This window comes from Lacimicrobium alkaliphilum (assembly GCF_001466725.1).
Taxonomy (GTDB): Bacteria; Pseudomonadota; Gammaproteobacteria; order Enterobacterales; family Alteromonadaceae; genus Lacimicrobium; species Lacimicrobium alkaliphilum_B.
Genome location: NZ_CP013650.1, coordinates 1,937,292 through 1,961,262 on the forward strand (window position 1 = coordinate 1,937,292; position 23,971 = coordinate 1,961,262).

Below are 23,971 nucleotides of genomic sequence, written 5' to 3' on the forward strand. Positions count from 1 at the left end.
ATTTGTCGGGATGAACCCCGACCTACAGTGGAGTAGCACCATGCGTTGGGTGACCCTTTGCAGACAAAACGATTTACTTGAAAATGCCGGCGTGGCGGCCATGTACGAGGATATCCATGGCGACAAGCATCAACTGGCTCTGTTCAGCCTGATTCAGGCCGGCAAACCCCATTTATTTGCCACTGGCAACTGGGATCCCATCGGCAAGGCCAATGTGCTGAGTAGGGGGATTCTTGGCTCAGTGGATGAAGAACCGGTGGTGGCGTCACCCTTGTATAAACAGCATTTTTCCCTGATCAGCGGACAATGTCTGGAGCAGCCTGATTGCAGTGTGCCAGTTTACGCGCTGCGGTTGCAGGGTGACTGGGTTCAGGTGGCGGAACAGGATTACATATAATGACAGGGCCGACAGTGATCGCTACCACCTGCCCCTATTGCGGCGTTGGTTGTGGTGTTGACGTGCGCATCAGTAAAAGTGGTGAAGAGGTCGCTTTGCAGAATGTCAGCGGCAGTCCGGAACATCCGGCCAACCACGGCAGGTTGTGTATCAAGGGCAGCAAACTGGCCCAGACCCAGCAGTCCCAGTCCCGTTTACTGAGCCCTGTGATGGATGGAGAAGAGGTTAGCTGGCAGCAGGCCATCAGTGCAGTGGCGCAAGGTTTGAAACATAGTATTGCAGAGCACGGCGCTGATTCGGTGGCCTTTTATGTTTCCGGCCAGTTACTGAGCGAAGATTATTATGTAGCCAATAAACTGCTCAAAGGCTACATCGGTAGCGCTAATATCGACACCAATTCAAGGTTGTGTATGTCTTCGGCGGTATCAGGTTATAAGCGCGCTTTTGGTGCCGATGCGGTGCCGTGCTGTTATGAAGACTTAGAACAGACGGATCTGCTGATCCTGACCGGTTCTAATGCTGCCTGGACCCATCCGGTGTTGTATCAGCGTATCGAGCGGGCTAAGGCCATACGCCCGCAGATGAAGGTGGTGGTGATCGATCCACGCCGAACCGCCAGCTGCGAGTCTGGCGATCTGCATCTGGCACTGAAACCGGGCACGGACGTGGCTCTGTTTAATGGCTTGCTGGCGTTTCTGGACCAACATAATGCGCTGGATAAGGCGTATATACAGGCTCACACATCAGGATTCGAGAGCTGTCTGGATAAGGCATCAGACTGGTCTGTGGCTACCGTGGCAGAATATTGTGATCTGGCAGAGGCAGACGTGTTGGCATTTTATCGCTGCTTTGCCGCCAGCGACCGTGCCGTGACCGCCTTTTGTATGGGGGTGAACCAGTCCAGCAGCGGCACCGATAAGGTCAATGCCATTATTAACTGCCATCTGGCCAGCGGCAAAATTGGCCGGCCCGGATGCGGGCCCTTTTCCCTGACCGGCCAGCCCAATGCCATGGGCGGGCGGGAAGTGGGCGGTCTGGCAACCATGCTGGCGGCGCACCTTGAATTTCAAAACCCTGAGCACAGAGACTGGCTGCAAGGGTTCTGGCAATCCCCTGCGATGGCGCAAAAACCCGGGCTGACCGCCACGGAATTAGTTTCTGCAATGGAGTCAGGGCAGATTAAAGCGCTGTGGATTATGGGCACTAACCCGCTGGTGAGTCTGCCGGATCGGAGCAGGGTAGAGCGGGCTCTTAACAACTGCCCGCTGGTGGTGGTGTCTGAGGTGGCAGCCAGCAACGACACCCTCAAATATGCTCATATCAGCCTGCCAGCAAGGCCCTGGGCCGAAAAAGACGGCACCGTAACCAACTCAGAGCGACGTATTTCGCGCCAGCGGGCGGTACTGCCGCCCACAGGACAGGCTAAAGCGGACTGGCAGATAATCTCACAAGTGGCTCAGGCCATGGGCTTTAACGGTTTTGACTACACCAGCCCGGCGCAGATTTTCGTGGAGCATGCACAATTAACAGCGCTGCATAATCAGGGCAGCAGAGCGCTGGATTTATCCGCACTCACTGAACTGACAGAGCAGCAATATCAGCAACTTGAGCCAGTGCAATGGCCGGTTAACAGCAACTATCCACAAGGCTGCAAGCGGCTTTTCACTGACGGAAAATTTTTTACCGATAATGAGCGTGCCCGTTTTATTGCCCTTGAGGTCAGAGAGCCAAAACAGCGTTGCAGTACCGATTTTCCTTTCGTCTTAAATTCAGGGCGAATAAGGGATCAGTGGCATACCATGACCCGCACCGGCAATTGTGCCGAGCTGATGGCCCATCAGCACAGCCCCTTTGTGGCTATGCATCCCCTTGATGCCGCTGATTTGGGTATTGAAGCCGGGCAACTGATGGTACTGAGCAGTGCATTGAGTAATGGGAAGGTGATCCTGGAGTTGCAACTGACACAGGATCAGCGCCGCGGTGAGCTGTACGCGCCCATGCACTGGAACAATGAATTTTGCAGCCATGGCAGTATTGCTCATCTGTATCGTGCAGACTGTGACCCCCATTCCATGCAGCCTGAGCTAAAACATGCAGCGGTTAACCTCAGCCGCGCTGATTTTGGCGCCTACGGTTTATTGCTAAGCCGCCAGCCGCTGGCCGTGCCAGCGTTACAGAAACTGGCCGATTACTGGCTGAAAATCCCCCTCGCAGAAGGCGTCTGTTATCAACTGGCCAGCGTATCGGACTCGCCAAAGTGGCACCAGGCAATGGCGGCGTTGCTTCCTACAGAGCAACAGCTGGCGTCCCACGGCCAGGCACTGAACTGTCTGGCCTTAGATCAGCAGAGATTAAGCTGGGCGCTGTTTACCGATCCAACAGGGCCCATTGAACTGCCTCTGGATTGGTTAAATACCGAACTGGGCAATCAAACATGTGACAGTGAAGCGCTCTCGGCATTGCTGCGCCGCTCCCCCCGGCAATCTCAGGGGCGACAGATTTGCAGCTGTTTTGGTATCGGCGAACAGGCCATTCTCGCAGCGATTTCAGAGGGGCATGACAGTATCGGCAAGCTGGGGCAACAGCTTGGCTGTGGTACCGGCTGTGGCTCCTGCAAGGCAGAGCTTAGTGCGCTTATTGATAGTTCGGCTCGCCCGAGCGTGGATCCGGACAAGATTATTATTCAGGAGGCAGTATGACGGCTTCGATTTTACCTTCCAGCCACTTCTTTCGACGACTATGGCGCAGTATGGTGCCCGCAGCCAATGAGCCTCGTGGTATGGCAACCCGGTCCCACAATGCAGCGAAAAGCGGCGGCAAAGGTGCGGTATATCTGGTGGGCGCAGGCCCCGGTGATGCTGAACTGCTTACCCTTAAAGCACTGAGGTTATTGCAACAGGCCGATTTGGTGTTGTACGACGATCTGGTATCGGCTGATGTACTGGCCCTTATCCCCCGTCATGTGGCCAGAACCTATGTGGGTAAACGCTGTAATCAGCACAGTATGAGCCAGGTGCAGATCTGTAATCTGTTGGTTGAAAAGGCGCTTCAGGGCAACAACATCGTGCGTTTAAAAGGTGGCGACCCGGCTATTTTTGCCCGCAGCACCGAAGAATGTCAGGCACTGACTCAAGCTGGTATCGGGTTTGCCATTGTACCGGGGATCACTGCCGCTTCAGGGCTTTCTGCCGGTTGCGGTATTGCGCTGACGCAGCGGGATTGTGCTCAGTCGGTGCGCTTTATTACTGCGCGTATGCAACAGGCCGAAACGGAACCCGACTGGCAGGCCCTGGCAACGGCCAGTGAGCAGGAAACCCTGGTGTTTTATATGGGCCTGAACAGGCTTGAGCTGATCTGCCAGAGACTGATGGCCGCGGGCATGGCAACCACAATGCCGGTGGCGCTGGTAGAAAATATCAGTTGTGCGGATCAGCAGGCGCTGTACGGGCATCTCGATGATATTGCTAAAAAGGCCAGGCAATCGAAGTTTACCGGCCCGGCGCTGATTGTGGTGGGTAAGGTGGTGGCACACCGCCAGGGTGTTAATCCGGATTTACTGCATATAGACGCATTAAACGAATTCACCACAGAGGCAATAGGATTTAATCGCTGTTAAAACCTCTGTGTTCTTTGTGGCTCTGTGGTGCGTTGCTTTTGGCACTGCTTGTCAATACTTCAGGAGATTAAGATGAAAAACTTAAAACTGCCGCTGGCGGTAGCGGCCTCGCTGTGCCTGCTATCCGCTGAAACCTATGCACAACAAGCGCAAAATGCAGCCGAAGCGCTACAAAATGCTAAGGTGGATTTGAGTCTGCGCTATCGCAGTGAATGGGTGGATCAAAAGGGCATTGATGAGAATGCCCTGGCCAATACCCTGAAAACCCGTTTTGCATATCAAAGCGGTGCATATCAGGGGCTAAAACTGGCTCTGGAGGTGGATAATGTCACCAGTATTGGCGGTGAAACCTATAACTCCACAGTAAACGGCAACACTAACCGCCCGGTGGTGGCCGACCCCACCAGCACTGAAGTGAATCTGGCCACGCTGTCATGGCAATATCAGGATATAAACTTGAGCGCCGGCCGCCATCGTATCAATCATGATAATCAGCGCTTTGTGGGTGGCGTGGGCTGGCGTCAGAATGAACAGACCTTTGATGGGTACCGAATCCAATACAGTTCCGCTAGCGCGCTTAAGCTGGATTACAGCTATATCACTAATGTAAACCGCATTTTCAGTGATAAAAGCCCGGCAGGTAATCTGCGCGGTAAATTGCAGCTGTTAAACGGCCAGTACCAACTGGCAGAGGGGCACCAGCTCAGCGGGTTTGGTTACTGGCTCGATTTTGATCAGGCACTAGCCCTGTCCACCCAAACTCTGGGGCTGAGTTATCGTGGGCAACTGGCGGGCCTGAACCTGCACGCTGCTTATGCCACACAACAGGATTATGCGGATAATCTTAAAGACTATTCGGCGGACTATTATCAGTTCGAACTCTCAGGAAAACTGGGGCAGGTAGGCTACACGGCCGGTATCGAAACCCTTGGCGGCGACAAGGGGGGCGTTTTTATTACCCCCTTGGCCACCTTGCACAAATTCCAGGGGTTTGCGGATAAATTTCTGAATACTCCGGCACAGGGGATAGAAGATATTTATCTGGGCGTAAGCAGCAGCTTCAACGATGTAACGTTTAATCTGACCTGGCATCAGTTTAACAGTGACAGAGGTGATATGGATTACGGCAATGAGTGGGATCTGAGCGCGGCCTATAAGGTTAACTCAACTGTCGGCCTGCTGGTTAAATACGCCCGCTATCAGGCCGATGAGTTTGCTACCGATACCGACAAACTGTGGCTGATGGTCTCGGCGAAACTCTGATTGCCGTAGGTACAGATTTTCAAGTATGACTCCGTTGCTGTCTTCGTGTGCTTCGTGCTCTTCGTGGTGAAAAATACTAACCACGAAGGACGCGAAGAGCACGAAATACACCCCCGTCATCCGGATAAATGCCAGTTATCACATTGAGGATTACTGTCTTTCTTTGTCAGGCTAAAGCCTGACCTACAACCGGCCCCGCGCCTTGGCGAGATCATTCTGCCTTTGTTCTTGGTTAATTCTTAGCTTATCCCGTTTACAGGGGGATCTGTCGCTATTTGCCTGCACAGGCTTACAAATCTTGTGGTTTTATGGCAAAAAAGCCTGTTGCTAACCACTATTAAAAACGCAAAAGGCATTTGACTGTGAACAGACGTAAACTGACTACCCTTAGCCTTGCTGTAATACTCGGCCTCAATCTCAGCGCTCCGGTGCTGGCTGAAAGTGAGCAAACTGATAACAGCGCGGAAAAACCCGAATGGGACGTACTTAACCCACCCTTTGAATTTAATACCGTTAAGATTGAAACTGACGAAACCACATGGTCGAGTCTGGATATTGCCCCTGACGGTCAATCTTTTGTGTTTGATATGCTCGGTGATATTTATACCGTGGGCATTAAAGGCGGTGAGGCCAAAGCTCTGACGTCGGACTTTGCCTTTAATATGCAGCCGAGTATCAGCCCTGATGGTAAACGTATTGCCTTTATCTCCGATCGTGGCGGCAATACCAATGTCTGGACCATGAATACCGATGGCAGCGATCTGAAGCAAGTCACCAAAATTGACAAAGATCTCATTCACTCGCCCAAATGGAGTCCTGATGGGCAGTATATTACGGTTATGCGCGGCATTGTCTCGCGGCGAAGCATTCCGGCCGGTGAGGTCTGGGTATTTCATCATGCGGGTGGTGATGGTCTGCCTATTGCCAAGCGCGGTGGTGGTGAACATGAACAAAAGAATATTGCCGATCCGGTATTCTCACCTGACGGCAAGTACCTTTATTACACTCAGGATGTGACCGCTGGTAGCGTATTTGAATATAACCGCGATCCGCTCAAAAGCATCTTTGCCATCAAGCGCTACGAGCGAGAAACCGGCGAAGAGATCACCATGGTCAGCGGTACCGGCGGGGCAGTAGTGCCGACACCATCACCGGATGGCAAAAAGCTTGCCTTTGTGCGCCGTATCCGTGAAAACACAGCACTGTTTATTAAGGATCTGGAGACGGGGGAAGAAACCCCCATCTATCGTGATCTGGAGCGCGACATGCAGGAGGGTTTCGGCTCTGAGGGCTATTATGCCTATTTTGACTGGAGCGCAGACAGCCAGGATATCCTGTTCTGGGCAGCGGGTAAGTTTAAGCGTCTGAATGTTGCAAGTGGTGAGGTGGCAGAGGTGCCGGTGACGGTAAAAACCGAAAAACAGATCGCCAAAACCCTGCGCTTTGATGTGGATGTGGCTCCCGATGAATTTGATGTCAAAATGATCCGTTGGGCGCAGAAGTCCCCCGATGGCAAGCGCATGGTGTTCCAGGCGCTGGGCAAGCTATATATTAAAAACCTGGAAACGGGCAAACAGCAGCGGCTGACCAATCAGAATGAGCATGATGAATTCTATCCGCGCTATTCCAATGATGGTAAACAGATTGTTTATACCACCTGGAATGATGAAAAATTCGGTAGTGTCAGAGTGATCCCGGCCCGTGGCGGCAAAAGCAAGGTCGTCACCAGCGAGCCCGGTCACTATGCCGAGCCGAGTTTCAGCACCGATGGCAAACTGGTGACTTACCGTAAGTTTACCGGTGGTTATCTGCTCTCACCCAAGTGGTCACTGGAGCCGGGTTTGTATGTGGCGGATATCGATTCCAGAGAAAATACGAAAGTCTCAACCTCAGGCTTTGCACCACATTTTGCCGGTGACAATAAGCGCGTTTATTTCACCGACTATACACCGGGCAGCAACGCCACCAAACGTAAACTGGTGAGTGTGAACCTTGGGGGTAAAGACAAGCGCGAACACCTCGACGGTAACAGCGAAGTGGTGGAATTCCGTTTGTCTCATGACAAAGAGTGGGTGGCTTTTACTTACCAGTATAATGCTTATATCGCCCCTTATGCTGAAACCGGTCAGCTCACAACCATAGGGCCGAAGATGAAATCTGTGCCGGTGCAGCAGGTGTCAGCGCGGGCCGGTGAATACCTGACGTGGCGGGCCGATAATCAGGCCCTGTCCTGGCATCATGGCGCGTTATTTTTTGAGCGCGAGTTAAAAGATGCCTTTGCCTTTCTCAAAGGCGCACCCGAAGTCTTGCCAGAGCCTCTGCAGCAGGGTATAGATTTGTCTTTTACCCAAAAGGCACATAAACCTTCAGGTATAAAAGCGCTGGTAGGCGGCACGCTGGTCACCATGCGTGATGCGGATAATACTCAGGAAGTGATTGAAAATGGCGTGGTGCTGATAGAAGGCAATCGCATTAAAGCGGTTGGCAGGCAAGGTGAAGTGGATGTTCCTGCCAGTGCGCAGGTGGTGGATATCACCGGCAAAACTCTGATCCCGGGTCTTGTGGATGCCCATGCTCACGGCTCTCAGGGCAGCAGTGAGATCATTCCCCGCCAGAACTGGCGTAACTATGCGGATCTGGCCTTTGGCGTGACCACCGTGCATGATCCGTCCAACGACACCACGGAAATCTTCGCCGCTTCGGAAATGCAGCGCAGCGGCGAGATCCTGGCACCGCGTATTTATTCTACCGGCACCATTTTATACGGCGCAAACTGGCCAGCCTACAAAGCCATTATTGAAGAGCCGGATGACGCCAAATTCCATCTGCAGCGCCTTAAGGATGTGGGTGCAATTTCGGTTAAAAGCTATAACCAGCCCCGCCGCGATGTGCGCCAACAGATCGTCGCTGCAGGTAGAGAGCTGGGGGTTATGGTAGTACCTGAGGGCGCGGGAAGGTTTCTCTACGATCTGACCATGCTGGTGGATGGTCATACAGGTCTTGAGCATTCCATTCCGCTGAACAAAGCCTATTCGGATGTAACGCAGTTGTGGCGGGCCTCCGGCTTTGGCTACACCCCCACTTATGTGGTGACCATGGGAACCCTGATGGGCGAGGAATTCTGGTACGATCGCACCGAGGTGTGGAAGAACGAGCGTCTGCTGCGCTACACCCCGCACTATATGCTTGACAGCCGTGCCATCCGCCGGCCTACCGCACCGGATGAACAGTACCATCATTTCTCGGTGGCCGAGTATTCCAAAGAACTCAGAGATAATGGTGTCAGCGTGCATATCGGTGCCCATGGTCAGCGTCCTGGCCTGGGAGCACACTGGGAGTTATGGCATATGCATCAGGGCGGTTTTACCCCCTGGGAAGCCCTGCGTGGCGGTACCATAGACGGCGCACGTCATCTGGGCATGGACAAAGACATCGGCAGCCTTGAAGCGGGTAAGCTGGCAGATATGGTGGTGATCGATGGCAATGTACTCGAAGATCTACACCGCTCTGAATATGTGACCCATACCGTGCTGAACGGGCGCATATTCGATACTGCTACCATGAACGAGCTGGGCAGCAAGGAAGAGCGTAAGCCGTTTTTCTTTGAACAGATGAATGTTTCCAGTATGCCTGAGCAGACACAGGCAGAGCTGGATGCCAAGGCTCAGCGTCATCACTGGGTGCACTGATCCATAGTTAGCTGGTTCTGAGCAAAAAAGCGGCTTCGGCCGCTTTTTTTTTTTTAAGTTTCAGGCTTGCTCAGAGGAAAGTTGCCGCTAGCGGATACTTCCATTATGGTCTGTTGGTAAAGTCCGGTATCGGCGGCTATGCTCAAGCTAGTGTGTATTTCGCGGTGTTTCATCATATTGTTAAAGTATTTTTTTATCCTGCTGATCTGTCTCTGGTCTGCGCTGAGCGTTGCTGAACAGGACTTTCGGGTTGTAACGGAAAATCATCCACCGGTACAGTATCTGCACCAGGGCAAGATATCCGGGCCAGCCACAGAAATCGTCCGTGATTTGCTTAAACGAACAGAAATTGAGGCCAGAATTGAGCTGATGCCCTGGGCCAGAGCTTATGATATCGCGCTGAACCGTCCTAAAGTGCTCATCTATTCCATGTTCAGAACTCCTGAGCGAGAGGATAAATTTTATTGGCTCAGAAGTGTCAGTGAACACAAGGTAGCGGTACTGGCTTTGCGGGAGCGGGATGATCTGGATTTCAGGCAGTTATCTGATGCAAAACCTCATCTGTTTGCGGTCATCCGCGGAGCCTATTCACTGGATTATTTAAAAAAAGCAGGATTTTCAGAACAGCAAAACCTCTTTATTGCCGCCACCATGAACGAGCAGGTGGACCTGTTGCTTAAAGGTAAGGTTGATCTGTTGTTCACCGATCCGGCGACGGTCCGTTACCGGCTTGAGCAACTCGGTCATGCTCCCGAACAGGTTAAAGTGGTGCTGGAATTGCCGGAGCTGGCGCAGGATCTCTACCTGGCGGTAAGTCTTGATACTGCCCCATACTGGATAGAAAAGCTTCAGCAGGCGGTGAAACAACAGCGGGCTGACGGAATCTAGTGTAGTTCTCCAGTTGCTTTCAATGTTTGTGTTAACAAAATTTCTGAACTGCATTAAGACCCATAAAAAAAGCCAGCGATTGCTGGCTTTTCTATTACCCTGTACTCCTTATTAAATCTGACAGGGCAGGCAGTAGGCGTATGCACCTTTGGGGTCATTCAGGCGTGCCATGGAGTCAAACTCTGATACCAGTTGTTTTACCAACGACATCAGGTGACTGTCCTGCTGACTCTCAAGGGCACCACCGAGCACTACTGATGCACCACTGAAAAATTCCTGCCAGAACTTTTCTTTGGCGGAAAGATCCCGGTCAATATACTTGCTGTCATATTTTTCAATGCCTGCCAGTTCGGCAGCGGCCGCAACGGCATCATCAAGATAGCCAAGCTTGTCAACCAGACCCAGTTCGCGGGCTGTCTCACCTATCCACACCCGGCCCTGGGCAATGCTGTCTACCTGTTGTTTTTCCATATCCCGCTCACGGGCCACTAGTGAAATAAACTGGTCATAGCCGTGCTCAATATTGCGCTGGATGATATCGGCGATTTTAGGATCCAACTCTCTGGCGGGGCTGAATCCGGCAAATTCCGTCGTACCCACACCATCGACATTGATGCCCAGATAATCCAGAGTATTTTCGTAGGTCATAAACATACCGAAGATACCGATAGAGCCTGTTATTGTACTCGGCGCTGCCCAGATCTGATCGGCCCCCGCAGAGATCCAGTAGCCACCGGAAGCGGCATAGGTACTCATAGACACCACCACAGGTTTGCCAGCGGCTTTAAGTTGCTCCACTTCCTGGCGGATCACTTCTGATGCAAAGGCGCTGCCACCGGGTGAGTCCACATGCAGCACCACAGATTTGACTGAATCATCCAGACGGGCTTTACGCAACAGTCTGGCGGTGCTATCGCCACCAATAGAACCGGCCTTCTGAGTACCATTTAAAATGGTACCCTTGGCGACCACAATACCCACTTTGTCGGCGTCACTGCTGCTCGGAATAAAGGGTATTTTGATGACATTGAGGTACTGCTTGTAAGTGATATGGTTGTAGCCTCTGGAAGACTCATTGCTGCCAGCAATATCGGCCAATTCGCTGCGGATCTCTTCGCGGGTACGCAGGCCGTCAACCCAACCGTTATCCAGCGCGTACTGAGCAAAGTCCCCCTCGGCGGCGTCAAATTTGGCGATAAACTGATCAAGCTTTTCATCAAAGTTATTGATATCCATATTCCGGGCAGTGGCGACATCTTGCTTATATTGTTGCCAAAGGGCACCAAGCCAGGCCTGATTAGCTTCCCTGGCGGCCTCTGACATATCGTCGCGGATAAAGGGCTCTACGGCAGATTTAAAGGTACCAACACGGAATACATGAGTGGAGGCTTTGATTTTCTCCAGCATGGACTTGAAGTACATGCGATAGCGGCCATAGCCGTCCAGCAGCATTCCGCCCATAGGATTCATATATACATGATCTGCGCGGCTGGCGAGATAGTACTGATTCTGGTTGTAGTAATCACCGATGGCATAAAGAGGCTTACCGCTGGTTTTAAAATCATCCAGCGCCGCGCCCAGTTGTTGTAATTTGTCCAGGCCAGCACTGCGCAGGCCTTGCAGATCCAGCACCAGGCTCTTAATACGGTTGTCCTGCTTAGCATTGTCGATGGTAAAAATTACATCGCGCAGTAATACTTCCGGCTTATCTTCCTTCTGATCGAAGGCTTCCTGCATAAACTTCTCGAAAGGATCGACGGCGGTTTTCTCAATCACCAGATCACCATTGAGATTCAGCACCAGCACCGCCTCATCGGGGACGGTAATCTTGCCATCGTCGGAGAGAATTGCCACCAGAATAAAAATGGCGAGGGCGATAAAAATAAGATTAAAAAACAACTTGCGGCAGAAGTTCAGAACGGCCCATATGCCGGAGAACAGTGCCTTGGTAAAACTCTTGCCTGTGGCCATAAAACTACTTCCTACAATTTAGTAACGCTATCCTATCCAAAGTGAGCGCAATACAAAAATGGCAAATGTAATTTTTTATGTATTGTGCGCGTAAACAGATCACCTTGCGTACAACTGTGCGCCCAATAGCGGGTGAAATTTCATCCGTTAATGGGTTAGACTGGTAACAGATTAGACCAGTTGAGAAGATGATGAGCAAGCACCCTCTGTACCCGAATCTGTTGTCACCCTTGGACTTAGGCTTTACCCGGCTTAAAAACCGTGTGTTGATGGGCTCCATGCACTTAGGCCTGGAAGAGGAAAAAGGCGGCCCGGAAAAACTCGCTGCCTTTTATGCCGAGCGCGCTGCAGGGGGAGTGGGGTTGATTGTTACAGGTGGGGTCAGTCCAAACAGACAGGGTTGGGTGTTTCCCTTTGCTTCAAGAATGAGTAACAAATCTCATGCCAAGGAGCATCAGGTGATCACCGAAGCCGTGCATCAGCATGACGGCAAAATCTGTATGCAGATTTTACATACGGGCCGTTATGGTTATCACCCCATCAATGTGGCGCCCTCTGCTATTAAAGCGCCTATTAATCCGTTTAAGCCCTGGCAGATGAGTAAAATGGGCATTCGCAGCACCATTAAAGATTACGCCAACAGCGCCGCCATGGCGAGGCTGGCGGGGTACGATGGCGTGGAAATCATGGGCTCGGAAGGTTACCTGATAAATCAGTTTTTATGCCCGCGAACCAATCAGCGCACCGATGAATGGGGCGGCAGCTTCGAAAACCGCGTGCGCTTTGCCGTTGAAATCGTCAAAGCGGTGCGCGACAAAGTTGGCAGTGATTTTATTGTTATTTTCCGCCTGTCGATGCTGGATCTGGTTGAAGGCGGCAGCGAATGGAGCGAGGTGGTGGCATTGGGCAAGATGCTCGAAGAGCAGGGTGTCACCCTGATAAACACGGGTATCGGCTGGCATGAGGCCAGGGTGCCCACTATTGTGACCTCGGTACCCAGAGCCGCGTTTACCTGGGTGACAGAAAAGATGAAAAAAGAACTCAGCGTGCCGCTGATCACCACCAACCGTATCAATATGCCTGATGTGGCAGAAAAAATACTCGCAGATGGCCAGGCGGATATGGTGTCGATGGCGAGGCCGTTCTTAGCCGATGCCGAGTTTGTGGTCAAAGCTGAGCAGCAGCGCGCCGATGAGATCAATACCTGTATCGCCTGTAATCAGGCCTGCCTGGATCACGTATTCAAGAAAAAACGCGCCAGCTGCCTGGTCAATCCCAGAGCCGGGTACGAAACCGAACTCAATTTCACCCTCACTAATCATAAGAAAAAGCTTGCGGTCGTGGGCTCCGGCCCTGCGGGCATGGCCTTTAGCTGTTACGCCGCAGAGCGGGGTCATGAGGTACACCTGTTTGATAAGGCCGCAGAAATCGGCGGCCAATTTAACTACGCCAAGCAAATACCCGGTAAAGAAGAGTTCTATGAAACCCTGCGCTATTTTACGCGTCGCATTGAGATCACCGGGGTAAAACTGCATCTGAACAGCCCGCAGACCGCAGAAAGTCTGCAGCAAGGCGGTTTTGATCAGGTGATCCTGGCCACAGGTATAAAACCCAGGCCGCTGGAGCTGTCCGGTGTGGATCATCCCAAAGTGCTCTCCTACCTGGATGTGCTCAGAGATCACAAGCCGGTGGGTAAAAAAGTCGCCATTATCGGTGCCGGTGGCATTGGCTTTGATGTAGCCGAATATCTGGCCGAGCCGGAATCACTGACCAGGGAGCCCGATCACTGGATGAAGTACTGGGGCATCGATAAAAGCTACCAACAACGCGGTGGCCTGACTGAGCGGCAGATAGATAAAACCGAGCGGGAAATCTGGCTGCTGCAACGTAAAACCAGCAAAGTAGGCAAGTACCTGGGTGCCACCAGTGGCTGGGTACACCGCAAAACCCTGCAAAGCCATAATGTGCAGATGGTACCCGGCGTTACCTATAAGAAGATTGATGACAAAGGCTTGTTGATTGAAGTCAACGAGAAAGAGAAGCTGCTGGAAGTGGATAATATAATTATCTGCGCCGGCCAGTTGCCCTTAAGAGAATTGCAACAGGAGCTGGAGCAGGCGGGTATCACCACCCATCTGATCGGCGGCGCCGATGTGGCCGCAGAGCTCGATGCCAAGCGCGCCATCCGCCAGGGCGCAGAACTGGCTGCCAGGATTTAACGGCGGATAGCCTCTTATGCTTTTTCGAAGTGAATATCAATAAAATGCAGATCAGCGCTCTTTGGCCTCGGCGTCCGAAAAGAAATATATCTTCCCGGAAGATGGGAAGATATTGGCTGAGGCGCGGGCAGGTATAAAATACCTGCAGAATGGTGTTGTGAAAATCAACAAGGGAGAGCACCAATGCGTTATCTGATATTTGTTCTTTTATTCACTATCAATAGTGCTGCCGCTGCTGAGCAGTCAGGCCCTGAAAGTGTTGTCGCAAAACTGTGGCAGGGGATTAGCCATGAGCCGAATCAGGCCTCGGATGTTGCGCTGTTAGAGCAACTTTTTCATCCTGATGGGACAGTTTATGGTGTGAGATATACAGATAATGCACCGGACCTGAGCAAAGTCACAGTAACTGAGTTTTTAAAGGCACTGGAGAAGGAGCGTGAAGCCGGATTCTACGAGTGTGAAGTGTTCAGGAAAATGCAGGTATATGACCGCTTTGCTACGGTATACAGCGTGGTGGAATCCCGTACTGATAAACAAGCCGTTGAACCTGATTTTACCGGTGTCAACAGTATCCAGCTCTACAAGGAGGGGCAGCAGTGGAAGATCCTGTCACTGTATTACCAGGTTGAAAACCCTGCGATCGCCATACCTCTTCAAAGTGGCCAATCGGGAAAATGCCTCCCGTAACAGCAGAACCTGTCCAGATCAGCCGGAGTTGTCCTCCGGCTGATATTCCAGAATATCCCCGGGCTGGCATTGCAGCACTTCACAAATCCGCTCCAGGGTGGAAAAGCGCACCCCTTTAACTTTACCGGTGCGCAGCAGCGACAGATTCTGCTCGGAAATACCCACTTCAGTGGCCAGTTCTTTACCGCGTATTTTACGTCTGGCCAGCATCACATCCAGATTAACTACAATAGGCACAGTGCTTTCCTAAATAAACTGCTTGTTTTCATTTTCGAGCTGGCTGCCTCTGACCAGCAGGTCACTCATTACCCACAGAATCATGGCCAGTGCGATCACCTTGATCTCACCGCTACCGAGCGAAACTGAGAGCATTTTCTCACCAGCAGGGTGGTTAAACGACAACAGCACACTGGAAAGGGTGAAATGCAGCGGTTTGGTCAGCGCCTGTACAAACAGCATGATAGCAAACAGGCGCAGGTCGCGGCTGTTACTGTGGTTAAATAACTCACCTTTGGCGAAGTTGGCAAAGGCCCGACGCAAAAAATACAACCCGGCCAGGCCGATGCCTATATAAATTAAGGTTAACAGCCACAGACTGTACCACTGGGTATCAGAGACTGTTTGCCATTGTATGGGTAAACTCAGATTACTTCTGGCCAGACTGGCAAACAGCTCAATATCGAGCAGCAGGTACAGCGCCGCTACCGGGGTGAGGATCAGTAATGCCGAGCAGCCGAGTGCGATTAGCAAGGAGAATTGACGAGTCATAATAAATCCGCTTGACGTAGTTGTTTAAAGTTAATAAATTAATGTTTTACGATAATTTGTCAAGAGGGATTTAAATAATGGTTCGAATTAATTTCAGTCTGGTGATGACGCTAATGCTGGGGCTATACACAACCAGTGCCCCGGCACTGACGGTACAGCAGTTTTCCGATATTTGTGCTTCAGCACCCGGTGAATGCAGTGAGCTCCCTGTTATTCAGGCTTATGTGGGTGGGGCTCTGGATTTGCTGGCCACCCTTGATGAACAGACGGAGTATCTGGAAACGCTGTATTGCAAAGAACCACAAAAGCTGTTTGATGTAGCGGCCATTGTCCGGTTTATGCAGCAGCAGCCTGAGCAATTCGCCAACAGCAATGCGATGTTATTGCTGATCCGTTATTTTGAACAATATGGCGGTTGCGAGAAATGAATAGGTTGAAGTTTGCTGTACTGATATTGCTAGTTGGCGCTACGGGTTGCAGTAATAAGGGCATGTATGAAAATTTACGTATCCATCAGCGCCAGGAATGCCTTGAAAGGCCCCCATCAGAATCTATTGAATGCCTGCAGCGTACCAATAAGTCTTTTGAGGAATACAAGCGCGAACGGGAAGAGGCGCTGAAAAAGCCATCATCCTCAGGAAATGAAAAATGACGGCGTTCTATAACAGAGGCTCTTACTGGGTCTGTTGGGTGGGTAACGGGTTAGCGGATGTATCCTGAATATAGCGGTACACCCGGTTGCGGCCATTTTCTTTGGACTGGTATAAGGCATGATCGGCACAGCCGTAGAGCTGGTCGAACTCATAGCTACATACCTGGGTATCAGCCACACCGAAGCTGGCGGTCAGGGTGAAATGCTCGCCACTGGGGCTGGTATCGATTGCCTCGATTGCCAGCCGACAGGCCTCTGCCACTTGCATGGCTTTGCCGATGGAGCAGCCTGGCAGTAATATCGCAAACTCCTCACCGCCCATACGGCCAATCTGGTCCTGCTCCCGGCAGACTCGTTTTAACGCATCTACTGCTGCCTTCAGGGCCCAGTCTCCAACCTGATGGCCGAATTGGTCGTTAACGTTTTTAAACAGATCCAGATCGAAAATCACAAATGCCAGTGGCTGATGCGTTTTTTTGTGATAGCTCAGCGCCGATTCGGCCACCTGGCTGAAATGGCCACGATTGGATATGCCGGTTAAATCATCGGTTTCCGCCTGTTGACGGATCTTCAGATGCATACGGCGGTTTTTATAGGCCCAGAGTACAACCATCAGAATTACCAGCATCAGAAAGGCCATAAACAGCCGGTTATTTTCCTGCTCTTCTTTGCTCAGTCGCGCCTGAGTTTTAAGCAGAGTATTTTCTTTGTCCAGTAAGGCAATCTGATTGGCCTTCTCTATAGCGTCGTGTTTAGCTTGCTGGATAGCTAACTGTTTGACTTTAACTTCGTCAAGATAGGTTTTGTCCGCTTCTGCGTATTTTTTGTAGTACTCCAGAGATTTTTCATAGGAACCTGTTTCAGAAAATATTTTCGAAAGAATATGAAATGCTTCGATCTTTGGGGGTAGGTAAGTACCTTCTTCATTTTGGGAAGCTTGAAGGCAACTTTCTATCGCTGACTCACTTCTTCTAAGTGAGTATTCTGTTTTGCAGAGTAGTGCATAAAAATCATATATTGCCGGTGGGTAATTTGTCTTTTTTATTTGTTCTAGTGATGCCAAAGCCAGAGTGTGTGCTTCTTCTAACTTGTTTGAATCGATTAAAAATGAGACCCAATAGGATTTTATAATTCCTGATATTAATTTTTCGCCTTGTTCTTCGCATTCTTTTATTGCATCTTCGAACTCGTTAGTTCCTATCGTTCCTTCTTCTGACTTTACTAGTGCTTCAATTTTTTGTCCATTAGCAAAACACGAGCTTCTCTTGCTTGGATTTCTGCTTAGAAGCGTTTCAGAATATTTTAGCGCTAAATCATGTTGTCCTAGTTGGTTGTACAGTATAGATGCTGAGATAAGCGACTGTTCAACAATTTCAGTTTCCCTGATTTTATCTAATTGACCCAGAAGATGTTCTAGTGACTTCAGTCCACTAACCCACTCATGCATCAATGCATAGTTATTAACAGACGATAAGATCGCTCTGTACTTAATATCACTGTCAGATGCTGAATACTTAGAAGATATAATATTATATCTTTTTACCCCCTCTACTAAATCACCGGAGTATGAAATTTCGTAAGCACTTAAATACTCGAATAACTCAAGTTGTTTAGGTGTCAGCTTAAGTGGATCTATATGTTTTAAAATCTTGCTCAGATCGGAAGGGGAAGAACTTCTAATCTTGTCAGCTTTAATAAGTAGGCTCTCATAATCTTCCTGTGCCAAGCTGTTAGTTGCGAAGATGATGAGAGCAATGGTTACAATTAATGTTTTCAATTTTATGCTGCTATTTTTTTGTCCTTATCTTTCTTGTTGTCATCTTTTTCCTCTTCCTCATCTTCCTCTGCGGGAACAAGCATGCATACTATCTTTTTTTCGCTCAGTTCTGAGATTAGTTCTTTAATTTTTTCAAGGCCACTCTTTTGTTTATGGAAATGACGTCTTCTATTTGCGTCAGCACCGATTTTTTCTAATAATTGAATAGCAGACATAATTATTCCTTTTATTTTTATTGAAGGTGGGTGGATTGCCGATGGTCGCTTTCCACGCCGGTTAATCTAGCACTATAGGTCAGGTTTGTTAACGGTTTTGTTGGTCGAACCAGGCTCGTTGGCAACTAGGTTGCCTTGTGCAAATTACGCCGTTGTGTCAACAGCCTGTTTCGGTATCCAGTTTTTGCGCAGAATATCGCAGGATTTGGCCGGGCCAAAAGGCGTTTCTTCTATGCTGCTATAGACGGTAAAGCCCAGGCGTTTTACAAACTTCTCTGTCGCCAATTGGGTGGCATTAAACTGAGCATGGATCCGCTCCAGCCCCAGATGATTAAAGCCATAATCTACCAGCGCGCCCATGCCTTCCACGGGATAACCCTTACCGTTAGACTTGGGCAGCAACATAATGCCAATCTCGGCTTCGGTCGTGTCTGGCTCTTGCCAGACAAGCCCCTGGATGCCAACAAAAGCGCCGGTCGCCCTTTCTTCAATGACCCAGCACAGGCGACTAAAGGGCCGTTCGCCGGTTTTAGACAGTGCATTATTAAAATGGGCCTCCGCTTGCTGCCCTGTAAATGGCCGGGTGATCTTACGCATTACCCTGGGGTTGGAGTAGAGTGCGCAATAATGCGCCTTATCTGCCTGAGTAAGCGGGCGGCAACAGAGCCTTGCAGTGCTGAATTCCATGCTATTGTGCATTTTGGCCAATGATTTACAGTTGTTTGATTAAATCAGACATATTATTTCCTTTTAAACGGGCAAAGGTGCTTCCCTGTACTTCTGCCCCGGTTATTATTGAGGTACGTCCCTGTTATCAGGTTTTACCACATGGTCCGGGCTCTGCGCTGATCCCTCAGCGTTCTGGTATAACAAGGCGCTGGGTTCCCGCCAAAAACCGCGGGAACGACAGTTTCTGTCATGCCCGAGTGCTGTTATCGGGCATCCAGCAGCCTTTGAATAACGATATGTGCCACCTTAGTGTTTTCTTTTCGTTCATCAGTGCTTAATCCAGCTCTGCCAGCCGCTCAAGTACCGCCTGATTTTTTGTCATTTTTACACTGGGTGGAATAGCCATAGTGGTATGCTGGTTTACCTCCACCCTGGCGAAATCCTTTAGCGGGATCCAGTCTATGCGGGTAGGGTCGATAGGCAGGGTAGGGGCTTCGTACAGGGCTACCTGGTGATCGGCCGGGTAGATTTCCAGCAGTAATTCCAGCAATACCTGACGATAGGCATTATCAGTGGTAAAGCGCGCGGCGGAGCGATCACCGGCGATGCCTACCTGCCAGAGGATCAGGTACGCTGAAGGGTCGACCCGGCGCTGGTAGAACATAAACTGGCTGGCCTCGAAATGTTGACAGCCGCTTTTGCCCGGGTCGATGCCCAAATCGGCAAACAGACAATCTTCAGCGGAAATGCCCGGCTCCATATGGGCCTCAAAACCTTCGCTTCTGGCGGTTTCAATCACCTTATGGGGCGCCCAGGCAAATACACCGGGGTGGCCGTAGAAGGCACCAACCACGTTTTTACCGGCGCGCACTTCCGCCATCATGGCTTCCACCATCTCGCGGTAGGTAACGCGCCTGTCTTTGCCTTCCTGATAGTAGATTTGCAGGCTGTGTACGTTAGGGTTCATCTCCTTGACCCAAAGCTCGACAATGGCGTTAGACACGCCGCAAAATACCACGTCGGCCTGTTCGATATAACTGCGGCACAAGGGGGCGATATGGGAGCCCAGGGTCATGCCGATGCCGACACAGACAATGCTGCCGGTTTTTGTGTTGGTTTCCATCAGGTGAGTGTTTCCTTTTTGTTGTTGGCGGTTACTGTACGAATGCAAAAGCCCATGTCCAGGATTAATTGTCCGGTTTTAAATGACTGAATTCCTTGCTTAGATGGCCAAGAAGATGACCCGAGAAGTCCCGCTTGGTGGCAAAGCGTATGGTTCCGGTGCCTCCGGTGCTGCGATCGAACAGGCAATAGTAATTATTTAACAGCGGCAGGCCAAGAATGCTCTGATTCGGCCAGTCGGGCACGGTGGTTATTTTAAAATAGGCCTGATTGGATTTGGGCGCATGGGCTTGCCAGTAGGTCTCTGGCTTTAAGGTCAGGCGCACAGGCATGCCTTGTTCACCGGTGAAATCCAGATGCAGGGGCGGCCAGTCACTGAGGTTTAGCTTAGCGAGGGGAATGCCCGCTTCTTCGCCACTGAAAGTTTGAAAGGGCGCCAGCAGCGCCTGAAAATCCGGATTGATGGCATAAAACTGTTCCATCAGGGCCTGGAATAAGGCCTGCGGCAGCACCACCAGAGTCGATCCGCTGTCGATGATGGCATTGGTGCGGTACCCCGGTTGTTCATTGCTTTGCAGGCGTGGTGCCTCGAGTGATTGCCCTTCGCCTAATTGCAGGCCAAGCAGCTCCACATTGTAGTATTTGTCATCCAGCACTTTGATGGAGCGAAAGGGCTCACGGTACAGATCCAGATGCAGTTTTGGTTTGCCAAGCACAAACAGCCCCTGATTAAGATGATGGGCGGCCAGTTTTGCCAGAGGGCAGCACGAATCGGTCTGGTAAATACTGGATCTGTGGGTCAACAGGGCAAACTGATTGGCGACCACCCCTTGCTCTTCCAGTTGGGTAAAATATGGGGTGAGCTGTCGGCGCGGATACTGATGAAGAAATTGCCGGTATTGATGGACCGATTTGTCCTGTTGCGCCGCATTCATCAAAAATGGATAGCTGTGCGCAGGTGAAACCTGATTTGCCTGCAGATATTGCTCAAGATCATAGGCCGGATTCAGGCCGCTGTAGGCCAGGCCCAGAATGCCGTCGGCATCCACAAAGCTTTGTGCCTGCTCTTTGCATGTGACAGCAACCTTAACCTTATTTAAGGCCGCGCTGTGACCCGGCAGCCCCATGCGCACCCGGGTTGTAACTACAGGTCCGTACCAGCCCCCTTTACCATAGATCACATCCTGAGCCAGGGATGTGGGCTGTAATGTAGTGTCATGTTCGGGTTTGTAGCTGCCATTATGCACTGCCAGGGTGCTGCTGCCTGTATCCAGCACCAGATTGACCGGGTGCTGATGGTGGCCAATATGGACACGGGCGCAATAGCCGCCTTTGGCATAGGTGTTATTGATGGGAATACGGACTGAGTGGGGCATACAGCAAACACTGCTTTTCTTTCAGCCTAACAAAGCCGTTTTTCAAAGCCAAGGCAATCGAACCATTAATCCGGAAAAAGATGGAGTGTTATTCGTTGATTAATGGTTGTCGCCATGGGTTGGTTTGGCCAGCATTGGCAGGCCGTGTGTTCACATAAAGCCGCAAAGTGGTAAAGTTGGTGTCTGTCACCACCTTTAACAGCGGATCAACAGGATGCACAAAATTCAATGTCAGTGCGGCAAATTGCAGGGGCATATAGAGGATAAAGGACTCAGTAGTCGAGTGATTTGTTATTGCGCTGATTGTCAGGCGTTCGCCAGATATCTGGAGCGTGCTGATAAGGTGCTGGATGCCCATGGCGGTACTGAAATTCTACAGGTGGCCCAGCCTCGCATAAAATTTACGCAGGGAGCGGAGCATCTTGCGATAATGCGGCTGAGCGAGAAGGGCTTGTTTCGCTGGTATTCCAGCTGCTGCAATACCCCATTGGGCAACACCCTGAGCAATCCCAAGCTCTCATTTATTGGTCTGATCCATTCATCTCTTGATGCGTCCCGCATAGAACAGGATTTCGGCAACAAAATTGCCAAAGTCAATGTGGCCTCGGCCACCGGTACACCAAAGCCAGAACAGACTGGATTGATGGGAACAATACTGCGCTTTATCGGAATGATTATTTCTGCCCGTATAAGTGGCCGATATAAACGATCACCATTGTTTACTCAAGCCGGCGAACCGGTGGCGCCGGTGACAGTACTCAGCCGTGAACAACGAAAAACATTGAAGTACGGAGACGGCCGGGGGCAGGCGGCGCAGAAATAGCTTATGTGAAGCTGATTACTTATATCCTGTTTTGGCGCACAAGCACCTTTAACGGTATGATTCTGATATAACCGCTAAACGGAACCTGAGAGTGTCAAGCGAACAAAGCCAGATAACCCCCACACGCCTTATCAGCATTGCGCCTTTTCGCACCCCGATTAATCTTCGCAGTGAACGACTGGCTGACGCTGAGCTGGAGCAGGTTCGCGCCGAACTGGCCGCTATGTTGCCTAACGATGGCTTTACAGTGCAGGCACCAGACTGGCCTTTTGGCTATGGATCGCTGAATCATGATGCCATTCCCGGCTTTTTTCAGCCCATAGCCTTTGTTGTTCCGACTGACGATTTGTTGCAATCCGTCAGTCAGGTGAGTAACGGTGCCAGATTGCTGGATTTTCAGGTGCATCTTTACGATGACACCATAGCGATACTTTTTGCTCAGTGGGAAGTGAGCGCAATGCCTTCAACGGCTCTGGACAGAGACCTTAGTGCGCTGACCAATAATCTGGTTTCAAGGGTAGTAGATGAGGTCATGCAACCTTTGGCAGGGAAACTGGCTAAAAGTACGCCGCTGTCCTGGCGCTGGCGCAGTATTGCTGAGTTTGTGGTGTACCGTGATATCGCCCGGCAGCAGCTGTTAAATCGCGACGCTCTGTGGGTGGCGCGCATTGCCCTGGTAAACAGCAACAGCGAAGACTACGCAAACTGGATGGCCTGGGCCGATGCCCAGGAAGACAGGATAGTACAGAATAAACAGTTTTCACTTTATGTGGGGTCGGGTAACAGCCTGCTGATTGATTGTGACTCGGAGCATGAGCAGCGCAATCTTGTCAGGGCTATGAGCCTGTGCCAGTTCTATTCTGTGATCCTGTCTTTGTATCTGCAGCAACTGAACGAAGATCTCAGTCAGTTAGAAAATTATGTAGCCCGCCGGGGAATTTCACGGGCTAAGAACAGGTTATTACGTCAGGTTGAGAATAAGCTCGATCATCTCGATTATGTGCGTCTTCAGCATGGGCAGGCACTTTATGGTGTGCAGGGAAGCAGGCGTACTATGGTCAGCAGCATTCATGAAGCCTGGAATACCACGGGCCAATTTGACAATGTAATGGGCTGGGCCGGATTACTCAGGGAGCGCATATCAAGGCGTTTTCAGGAGCGGCGGATGAAACAGGGCAAACTGGTGCAGGCGTTGCTGGCCTTTATTGGTGGCCTGGCAATACTGGATATTTCACTGGCGATGTTGAGTGAAAGTGAAGGCCTGCGTGAAGATCATCTGCCTGGAATGCTGGATCTGTTTTATCGTCTGCCTGCTGATGGGGTGCTTTATGCCGCCGTTGCCGTTGTGGTAGCCGTTGTGTTTCTGATTTACCGTAGCGAGTCCTGATATGAAAAGTTTTATACCAAGGCAACAGAGCCAGCGGGTAAAGATTATTGCCTTGCTCGGCTCAACGTCTTCAGAACTTGAAAAGGCTGGCGGCTATCTTGGCCGGCACTTAACCGAGTGTTTTGGCGGCGTGTTTATCAGTCAGGGGCAGGGATTCTGGTCAGAAGACGGTAATAAGGAGCAGCAACATTATTCACCGGACTCGGTGATGCAGGAGCAGAGCCTGCGGATTGAACTGCTGGTCATGCCCGAGCGCAAAAATAACGCACTGGAATTGCTACAGCGTGCAGTGCGCGATGCGAATCGTCAGTACCAGCTCGATTGCCACTACTTACATGTTGAAGTGATTGAGGCTACGGCCGCCCATATGGTGGTAGCCGATACCTGAGATCGGGCGTCAGGGCCAGATATAAGAAAGCCGCTGAAATCAGCGGCTTTTTTGATACTGCCCG

General features: G+C 50.8%; 21 protein-coding genes. 13 read left to right on the plus strand and 8 right to left on the minus strand.

Annotated elements, in window-relative coordinates; translation table 11 throughout:
- Positions 1–40 precede the first annotated feature (40 nt).
- The 6 genes from nirD to AT746_RS08845 all read left to right on the plus strand — a co-directional run bounded on the left by nirD (position 41) and on the right by AT746_RS08845 (position 9,853).
- Complete coding sequence (gene nirD, locus AT746_RS08820) at positions 41–397, plus strand: nitrite reductase small subunit NirD (RefSeq protein ID WP_062479315.1); 357 nt, start codon at positions 41–43, stop codon at positions 395–397.
- The gene (locus AT746_RS08825; protein WP_062479318.1) at positions 397–3,096 is read left to right on the plus strand and encodes a nitrate reductase; all 2,700 of its coding nucleotides are present in this window, start codon (positions 397–399) and stop codon (positions 3,094–3,096) included. Before nirD ends, AT746_RS08825 begins: the two co-directional genes overlap by 1 nt.
- Entirely contained in the window at positions 3,093–4,013 is a 921-nt protein-coding gene (gene cobA / locus AT746_RS08830; RefSeq protein WP_082633201.1) for a uroporphyrinogen-III C-methyltransferase, read from the plus strand. Before AT746_RS08825 ends, cobA begins: the two co-directional genes overlap by 4 nt.
- A gap of 72 nt (positions 4,014–4,085) precedes the next feature.
- Complete coding sequence (locus AT746_RS08835; protein ID WP_062479324.1) at positions 4,086–5,276, plus strand: hypothetical protein; 1,191 nt, start codon at positions 4,086–4,088, stop codon at positions 5,274–5,276.
- Between the two features lie 356 nt (positions 5,277–5,632).
- Positions 5,633–8,965 (plus strand): amidohydrolase family protein, encoded by a 3,333-nt coding sequence (locus AT746_RS08840; protein ID WP_156413657.1) that lies wholly within the window; start codon positions 5,633–5,635, stop codon positions 8,963–8,965.
- 177 nt (positions 8,966–9,142) lie between these two features.
- Positions 9,143–9,853 carry a substrate-binding periplasmic protein gene (locus tag AT746_RS08845; protein WP_062479331.1) on the plus strand — a complete coding sequence of 237 codons (711 nt, stop codon included), beginning with the start codon at positions 9,143–9,145 and terminating at the stop codon, positions 9,851–9,853.
- 111 nt (positions 9,854–9,964) lie between these two features.
- Here the strand turns inward: AT746_RS08845 and sppA are convergent, their stop codons facing one another.
- On the minus strand, positions 9,965–11,824 hold the full coding sequence (gene sppA / locus AT746_RS08850) for a signal peptide peptidase SppA (protein WP_062479334.1): 1,860 nt from the start codon (positions 11,822–11,824) through the stop codon (positions 9,965–9,967).
- Positions 11,825–12,015: 191 nt separating this feature from the next.
- Here sppA and AT746_RS08855 point away from each other — a divergent pair, with 191 nt between their 5' ends.
- Entirely contained in the window at positions 12,016–14,043 is a 2,028-nt protein-coding gene (locus tag AT746_RS08855) for an NADPH-dependent 2,4-dienoyl-CoA reductase (protein ID WP_062479337.1), read from the plus strand.
- A gap of 183 nt (positions 14,044–14,226) precedes the next feature.
- A complete protein-coding gene (locus AT746_RS08860) occupies positions 14,227–14,730 on the plus strand; it encodes a nuclear transport factor 2 family protein (protein ID WP_062479340.1) in 504 nt (167 codons plus the stop codon).
- 18 nt (positions 14,731–14,748) lie between these two features.
- Here AT746_RS08860 and AT746_RS08865 read toward each other — a convergent pair whose 3' ends face one another.
- Positions 14,749–14,967 (minus strand): helix-turn-helix domain-containing protein, encoded by a 219-nt coding sequence (locus tag AT746_RS08865; protein WP_062479345.1) that lies wholly within the window; start codon positions 14,965–14,967, stop codon positions 14,749–14,751.
- 9 nt (positions 14,968–14,976) lie between these two features.
- The gene (locus AT746_RS08870; protein ID WP_062479348.1) at positions 14,977–15,498 is read right to left on the minus strand and encodes a DUF2975 domain-containing protein; all 522 of its coding nucleotides are present in this window, start codon (positions 15,496–15,498) and stop codon (positions 14,977–14,979) included.
- A 77-nt stretch (positions 15,499–15,575) separates the two neighbouring features.
- On the opposite strand from AT746_RS08870, the gene AT746_RS08875 reads away from it, so the two are divergent.
- Both AT746_RS08875 and AT746_RS19810 read left to right on the plus strand, forming a co-directional pair.
- On the plus strand, positions 15,576–15,926 hold the full coding sequence (locus tag AT746_RS08875; RefSeq protein ID WP_156413658.1) for a hypothetical protein: 351 nt from the start codon (positions 15,576–15,578) through the stop codon (positions 15,924–15,926).
- Positions 15,923–16,150: a hypothetical protein gene (locus AT746_RS19810; protein ID WP_156413659.1), complete on the plus strand. Its 228-nt coding sequence runs from the start codon at positions 15,923–15,925 to the stop codon at positions 16,148–16,150. Before AT746_RS08875 ends, AT746_RS19810 begins: the two co-directional genes overlap by 4 nt.
- Positions 16,151–16,172: 22 nt before the next feature.
- On the opposite strand, the gene AT746_RS08880 is transcribed toward AT746_RS19810, so the two are convergent.
- The 5 genes from AT746_RS08880 to AT746_RS08905 all read right to left on the minus strand — a co-directional run bounded on the left by AT746_RS08880 (position 16,173) and on the right by AT746_RS08905 (position 21,309).
- A complete protein-coding gene (locus AT746_RS08880) occupies positions 16,173–17,927 on the minus strand; it encodes a GGDEF domain-containing protein (protein WP_062479353.1) in 1,755 nt (584 codons plus the stop codon).
- Between the two features lie 2 nt (positions 17,928–17,929).
- Positions 17,930–18,142, minus strand: coding sequence for a hypothetical protein (locus AT746_RS08885; protein ID WP_062479356.1), 213 nt, complete (start codon positions 18,140–18,142; stop codon positions 17,930–17,932).
- Between the two features lie 144 nt (positions 18,143–18,286).
- Positions 18,287–18,829: a GNAT family N-acetyltransferase gene (locus AT746_RS08890; RefSeq protein WP_197414351.1), complete on the minus strand. Its 543-nt coding sequence runs from the start codon at positions 18,827–18,829 to the stop codon at positions 18,287–18,289.
- A gap of 316 nt (positions 18,830–19,145) precedes the next feature.
- Entirely contained in the window at positions 19,146–19,934 is a 789-nt protein-coding gene (locus AT746_RS08900; protein ID WP_062479367.1) for an SAM-dependent methyltransferase, read from the minus strand.
- A 64-nt stretch (positions 19,935–19,998) separates the two neighbouring features.
- The gene (locus AT746_RS08905) at positions 19,999–21,309 is read right to left on the minus strand and encodes a pepsin-like aspartic protease (RefSeq protein WP_062479370.1); all 1,311 of its coding nucleotides are present in this window, start codon (positions 21,307–21,309) and stop codon (positions 19,999–20,001) included.
- Between the two features lie 214 nt (positions 21,310–21,523).
- Between AT746_RS08905 and AT746_RS08910 the strand changes: the two genes are divergently transcribed.
- The 3 genes from AT746_RS08910 to AT746_RS08920 all read left to right on the plus strand — a co-directional run bounded on the left by AT746_RS08910 (position 21,524) and on the right by AT746_RS08920 (position 23,907).
- On the plus strand, positions 21,524–22,132 hold the full coding sequence (locus AT746_RS08910; protein WP_062479373.1) for a DUF6151 family protein: 609 nt from the start codon (positions 21,524–21,526) through the stop codon (positions 22,130–22,132).
- Between the two features lie 91 nt (positions 22,133–22,223).
- Positions 22,224–23,519, plus strand: coding sequence for a hypothetical protein (locus AT746_RS08915; protein ID WP_062479376.1), 1,296 nt, complete (start codon positions 22,224–22,226; stop codon positions 23,517–23,519).
- Between the two features lies 1 nt (position 23,520).
- On the plus strand, positions 23,521–23,907 hold the full coding sequence (locus AT746_RS08920) for a hypothetical protein (protein WP_062479380.1): 387 nt from the start codon (positions 23,521–23,523) through the stop codon (positions 23,905–23,907).
- The last annotated feature ends 64 nt before the right edge of the window (positions 23,908–23,971 follow it).

Bases quoted from the DNA above. Each gene is read 5' to 3' on its own strand.
- AT746_RS08825 (WP_062479318.1), top strand. From the start codon at position 397: ATGACAGGGCCGACAGTGATCGCTACCACCTGCCCCTATTGCGGCGTT.
- sppA (WP_062479334.1), bottom strand. From the start codon at position 11,824: ATGGCCACAGGCAAGAGTTTTACCAAGGCACTGTTCTCCGGCATATGG.
- AT746_RS08905 (WP_062479370.1), bottom strand. From the start codon at position 21,309: ATGCCCCACTCAGTCCGTATTCCCATCAATAACACCTATGCCAAAGGC.
- AT746_RS08890 (WP_197414351.1), bottom strand. From the start codon at position 18,829: ATGGAATTCAGCACTGCAAGGCTCTGTTGCCGCCCGCTTACTCAGGCA.
- nirD (WP_062479315.1), top strand. From the start codon at position 41: ATGCGTTGGGTGACCCTTTGCAGACAAAACGATTTACTTGAAAATGCC.
- AT746_RS08855 (WP_062479337.1), top strand. From the start codon at position 12,016: ATGAGCAAGCACCCTCTGTACCCGAATCTGTTGTCACCCTTGGACTTA.
- cobA (WP_082633201.1), top strand. From the start codon at position 3,093: ATGACGGCTTCGATTTTACCTTCCAGCCACTTCTTTCGACGACTATGG.
- AT746_RS08870 (WP_062479348.1), bottom strand. From the start codon at position 15,498: ATGACTCGTCAATTCTCCTTGCTAATCGCACTCGGCTGCTCGGCATTA.
- AT746_RS19810 (WP_156413659.1), top strand. From the start codon at position 15,923: ATGAATAGGTTGAAGTTTGCTGTACTGATATTGCTAGTTGGCGCTACG.
- AT746_RS08885 (WP_062479356.1), bottom strand. From the start codon at position 18,142: ATGTCTGCTATTCAATTATTAGAAAAAATCGGTGCTGACGCAAATAGA.
- AT746_RS08835 (WP_062479324.1), top strand. From the start codon at position 4,086: ATGAAAAACTTAAAACTGCCGCTGGCGGTAGCGGCCTCGCTGTGCCTG.
- AT746_RS08920 (WP_062479380.1), top strand. From the start codon at position 23,521: ATGAAAAGTTTTATACCAAGGCAACAGAGCCAGCGGGTAAAGATTATT.
- AT746_RS08900 (WP_062479367.1), bottom strand. From the start codon at position 19,934: ATGGAAACCAACACAAAAACCGGCAGCATTGTCTGTGTCGGCATCGGC.
- AT746_RS08875 (WP_156413658.1), top strand. From the start codon at position 15,576: ATGGTTCGAATTAATTTCAGTCTGGTGATGACGCTAATGCTGGGGCTA.
- AT746_RS08910 (WP_062479373.1), top strand. From the start codon at position 21,524: ATGCACAAAATTCAATGTCAGTGCGGCAAATTGCAGGGGCATATAGAG.
- AT746_RS08860 (WP_062479340.1), top strand. From the start codon at position 14,227: ATGCGTTATCTGATATTTGTTCTTTTATTCACTATCAATAGTGCTGCC.